Genomic DNA, 645 nt, shown 5'->3' with positions numbered 1-645 from the left:
GCGTGCACCCGGACAGGGCGCGGCCTTTATCTTCCGGGAGATCCCATGAGCAAGCCGCAAGCGTCCAATTCGATGGCGCCCAATTCGTCTGTAGCCGTCGGCAATGTCGTCTTCGACAACAGGGCGACTTTGTCCCTGATCGCCGGCCCGTGCCAGTTTGAATCGCGCCAGCATGCCTTCGACATGGCCGGCGCACTGAAGGAACTGACCGGCAGGCTCGGCATAGGCCTCGTCTACAAGACCAGCTACGACAAGGCCAACCGCACCTCGCTGTCGGCGACGCGCGGCGCCGGCATGGACGCAGCCCTTCCCGTCTTCGACGAACTGCGCAAGGAATTTTCGCTCCCCGTGCTGACCGATGTCCACACCGAGGAGCAGTGCGCCATCGTCGCGCCGCATGTCGATGTCCTGCAGATTCCGGCTTTCCTGTCGCGCCAGACCGACATGCTGGTCGCCGCGGCGAAAACCGGCAAGGTGATCAATGTGAAGAAGGGGCAGTTCCTCGCCCCCTGGGACATGAAGAACGTCGTCGCCAAGATCACCGGTTCCGGCAATGCCAATGTGCTGACCACCGAGCGCGGCGCCTCCTTCGGCTACAACACGCTGGTCTCCGACATGCGCGCTCTTCCCATCATGGCCGAGATC

General features: G+C 63.1%; 1 protein-coding gene. It reads left to right on the top strand.

All coding sequences use genetic code 11. From position 1 onward, the window contains the following. Nucleotides 1-45 precede the first annotated feature (45 nt). A partial coding sequence (gene kdsA / locus EN750_RS37840; protein ID WP_127399501.1) for a 3-deoxy-8-phosphooctulonate synthase occupies nt 46-645 on the top strand: 600 nt, incomplete at its 3' end.

The organism is Mesorhizobium sp. M7A.F.Ca.ET.027.03.2.1 (genome assembly GCF_003999175.1).
Classification (GTDB): domain Bacteria; phylum Pseudomonadota; class Alphaproteobacteria; order Rhizobiales; family Rhizobiaceae; genus Mesorhizobium.
This window is presented reverse-complemented; position numbering and strand designations above follow the sequence as displayed.